At 50.7% G+C, this 2,331-nt stretch carries 1 rRNA gene; it reads left to right on the forward strand.

What is annotated here, in order from left to right:
• Window positions 1-2,302: ribosomal RNA gene (locus FTU45_RS15230) — 23S ribosomal RNA — on the forward strand; the annotation flags it as partial.
• Window positions 2,303-2,331 lie beyond the last annotated feature (29 nt).

A 2,331-nucleotide genomic window follows, 5' to 3' on the forward strand; every position in this document is an offset into this window, starting at 1 on the left:
AGGTTAACCGAATAGGGGAGCCGTAGGGAAACCGAGTCTTAATAGGGCGCATTAGTTGCTGGGTATAGACCCGAAACCAGGTGATCTATCCATGAGCAGGTTGAAGGTTGGGTAACACTAACTGGAGGACCGAACCCACTGTCGTTGAAAAGCCAGGGGATGACTTGTGGATAGGGGTGAAAGGCTAATCAAACTTGGTGATAGCTGGTTCTCCCCGAAAGCTATTTAGGTAGCGCCTCGGACGAATACCATTGGGGGTAGAGCACTGTTTCGGCTAGGGGGTCATCCCGACTTACCAAACCGATGCAAACTCCGAATACCAATGAGTACTATCCGGGAGACAGACTGCGGGTGCTAACGTCCGTAGTCAAGAGGAAAACAATCCAGACCGCCAGCTAAGGCCCCAAAATTATAGTTAAGTGGGAAACGATGTGGGAAGGCATAGACAGCTAGGAGGTTGGCTTAGAAGCAGCCACCCTTTAAAGAAAGCGTAATAGCTCACTAGTCGAGTCGGCCTGCGCGGAAGATGTAACGGGGCTAAAACTATATGCCGAAGCTGCGGATGCATAATTTATTATGCGTGGTAGGGGAGCGTTCTGTAAGCCGATGAAGGTGGATTGAGAAGTCTGCTGGAGGTATCAGAAGTGCGAATGCTGACGTGAGTAACGACAATGCGAGTGAAAAACTCGCACGCTGAAAGACCAAGGGTTCCAGTCCAACGTTAATCGGGGCTGGGTGAGTCGACCCCTAAGGCGAGGCCGAGAGGCGTAGTCGATGGGAAATTGGTTAATATTCCAATACTTCTGTGTAATGCGATGAGAGGACGGAGAAGGTTAAGTCAGCCTGGCGTTGGTTGTCCAGGTGAAAGGTTGTAGGCATGCATCTTAGGCAAATCCGGGGTGCTCTATGCTGAGAACTGATAGCAAGCTGTACTTGTACAGTGAAGTGGCTGATACCATGCTTCCAGGAAAAGTCTCTAAGCTTCAGTTACACAGGAATCGTACCCGAAACCGACACAGGTGGTCAGGTCGAGTAGACCAAAGCGCTTGAGAGAACTCTGCTGAAGGAACTAGGCAAAATGGTACCGTAACTTCGGGAGAAGGTACGCTGCTTTTGGTGATGGAACTTGCTTCCTGAGCTGAGAGCAGCCACAGAAACCAGGCCCCTGCAACTGTTTATTAAAAACATAGCACTCTGCAAACACGAAAGTGGACGTATAGGGTGTGATGCCTGCCCGGTGCTGGAAGGTTAATTGATGGGGTTAGCGTAAGCGAAGCTCTTGATCGAAGCCCCAGTAAACGGCGGCCGTAACTATAACGGTCCTAAGGTAGCGAAATTCCTTGTCGGGTAAGTTCCGACCTGCACGAATGGCATAATGATGGGGGCGCTGTCTCCAGCAGAGACTCAGTGAAATCGAATTCGCCGTGAAGATGCGGTGTACCCGCGGCTAGACGGAAAGACCCCGTGAACCTTTACTGCAGCTTGACATTGAACTTTGATCTTACTTGTGTAGGATAGGTGGGAGGCTTTGAAACCGAGACGCTAGTTTCGGTGGAGCCAATCTTGAAATACCACCCTGGTAATATTGAGGTTCTAACTCTGTCCCGTTATCCGGGACGAGGACCATGTCTGGTGGGTAGTTTGACTGGGGCGGTCTCCTCCTAAAGAGTAACGGAGGAGTACGAAGGTGCGCTCAGCGTGGTCGGAAATCACGCGTAGAGTATAAAGGCAAAAGCGCGCTTAACTGCGAGACCCACAAGTCGAGCAGGTACGAAAGTAGGTCTTAGTGATCCGGTGGTTCTGTATGGAAGGGCCATCGCTCAACGGATAAAAGGTACTCTGGGGATAACAGGCTGATACCGCCCAAGAGTTCATATCGACGGCGGTGTTTGGCACCTCGATGTCGGCTCATCTCATCCTGGGGCTGAAGCAGGTCCCAAGGGTATGGCTGTTCGCCATTTAAAGAGGTACGCGAGCTGGGTTTAGAACGTCGTGAGACAGTTCGGTCCCTATCTACCGTGGGCGTTGGAAATTTGAGAGGATCTGCTCCTAGTACGAGAGGACCAGAGTGGACGAACCTCTGGTGTACCGGTTGTGACGCCAGTCGCATCGCCGGGTAGCTATGTTCGGAAGGGATAACCGCTGAAAGCATCTAAGCGGGAAGCCTACCTCAAGATAAGATTTCCCTAGGACTTTATGTCCTCTAAAGAGCCGTTGAAGACTACGACGTTGATAGGTTGGATGTGGAAGCATAGTGATATGTGAAGCTGACCAATACTAATTGCTCGTGAGGCTTGACTATACAACACCCAAACAGTTGTTGTATAAAGC

This window comes from Acinetobacter sp. YH12106 (assembly GCF_013418995.1).
GTDB lineage: Bacteria > Pseudomonadota > Gammaproteobacteria > Pseudomonadales > Moraxellaceae > Acinetobacter > Acinetobacter pseudolwoffii.